This window comes from Sandarakinorhabdus rubra, from assembly GCF_010994245.1.
GTDB classification, from domain to species: Bacteria; Pseudomonadota; Alphaproteobacteria; order Sphingomonadales; family Sphingomonadaceae; genus Sandarakinorhabdus; species Sandarakinorhabdus rubra.
Genome location: NZ_WMHO01000341.1, coordinates 1 through 1588 on the forward strand (window position 1 = coordinate 1; position 1588 = coordinate 1588).

Below are 1588 nucleotides of genomic sequence, written 5' to 3' on the forward strand. Positions count from 1 at the left end.
GCCAACACGAAGCCCAGCGCCGATCCGACCCCGAAGGCCGACACACCGGCCGCGCGCGCCGCCTGCCGGCCGGCCAGCGCCGGCCGCAACAGGAACAGCAACAGCCCGATCCAGGCGCCGATCTTCACCGTCTGCAAGGCGGCCAGCATGCCCGCGAGGCTGCGATCCATCAGGATGGCCGCCACAACGGCGCCGGCCCAGATCAGGCTGGCGAGCGCCGCCAGGGCCAGGGGCAGGTTGCGGCCCGCACCTGAAGTGCCGTCGCTGCTGCTGCCGCCGCGCGCCAGCGTCGATGCCAGCAGCGCCGCATAAGCCAGCACCGCCAGCACATGGCTGACCAGCCCGACATCGGTGAACGCCATCACCGCGCCGGCCTGCCGGGTTGCCGGCAACACTGCCGGCGCCTGGCGCTGACATTCCCCTGTCGCACTGACGACAACCCCTGCTCCACCGGCTTTCCTTAACCATGCGCCCCGGCCTGCGCCAGTGGCAGCACGCCGAGCCGGCATTGCCGTGCGCCGAGGCCCCCGATCCGACTGCATCTTTTGCCAAGCTTCCTGATCACAAGCCTGCATGTTATAAGTGGCGCATGGATGCCCAGCTCGCCCGCACCCCGCCACCGCCTGCGGCGTCACCGATGCCTGACACCGTGGGCGTGCTCCTGAGCGACTGTGCCCGCCTGCTGCGGCGCCGCTTCGACACGCGCGCGCGCAGCATCGGCGTGTCGCGCGCGCAATGGCAGGTGCTGTTCGCCCTGTCGCGCAGCGAGGGCATCAACCAGGCAACCCTGGCCGAGCGGCTGGAGGTGGAAACCATTACCGTCACCCGCATGGTGGATCGGCTGGAGGACGCCGGGCTGGTGGAACGCCGGGCCGATCCGGCCGATCGCCGCGCCTGGCGCCTGTTCCTCACGCCCCGCGCCCACCCGATCCTCGTTGAACTGCAGGCCGTCGCCGTCGAGGTGCGGGCCGAGATGCTGGCCGGGCTGGATGCCGGCGAACAAGGCCGGCTGCTGGCGCTGCTGCGGCAGCTGCGCGCCAACCTGTCGCCGCGGGAGGATTGAGAACGTGCTGGCGCGTGTCGAACCAGAAGTGGTGCCGGGACGCTGGCGCACGCGCGCCCTGATGCTGTCCGTGCCGCTGCTGGTGGCCGCTGCCGGGCTGTGGCTGTGGCTATCGGGTCTGGGTCAGGTCAGCACCGACAATGCCTATGTGCGCATCGACAAGGTCGCGATCTCCAGCGACGTGTCGGGCCGCGTGGCCGAGGTGCTGGTGCGCGAGAACATGCCGGTCCAGCGCGGGCAGGTGCTGGTCCGGCTGGCGAAACTGCCATTCCAGCTGGAACTGGACGAAGCCGAGGCCAAGCTGGGTGCAGCCCGGCTGGAGGTACGGCAGCTCAAAAGCGGCACAGGTGGCAGCGCCGCCGATGTCGCCGGCAAACGCGAGGCGCTGACCCTGGCGCAGGCCGAGTTGGCACGCCAGCAGCAGCTGCTGGCGCGCGGCTTTGCCACCCGCGCCCGGCTGCAGCAGGCCGAGTATGAAGCCGCCAACGCCCGCGCCGAACTCAGCCGCGCGCTGGCCGATGACGC

3 protein-coding genes are annotated in these 1588 nt (G+C 71.0%); 2 read left to right on the forward strand and 1 reads right to left on the reverse strand.

The window, feature by feature from the left end:
- Positions 1–395, reverse strand: a 395-nt coding sequence (locus GJV64_RS14220; protein WP_164158107.1) for a hypothetical protein, incomplete at its 3' end; no start/stop codon positions are given.
- A gap of 242 nt (positions 396–637) precedes the next feature.
- Between GJV64_RS14220 and GJV64_RS14225 the strand changes: the two genes are divergently transcribed.
- Together GJV64_RS14225 and GJV64_RS14230 are read left to right on the forward strand one after the other, a co-directional pair.
- Positions 638–1063 (forward strand): MarR family winged helix-turn-helix transcriptional regulator, encoded by a 426-nt coding sequence (locus GJV64_RS14225; protein WP_164158110.1) that lies wholly within the window; start codon positions 638–640, stop codon positions 1061–1063.
- Positions 1064–1067: 4 nt separating this feature from the next.
- Positions 1068–1588: HlyD family secretion protein (locus GJV64_RS14230; RefSeq protein ID WP_164158112.1), on the forward strand; the 521-nt coding region annotated here is incomplete at its 3' end.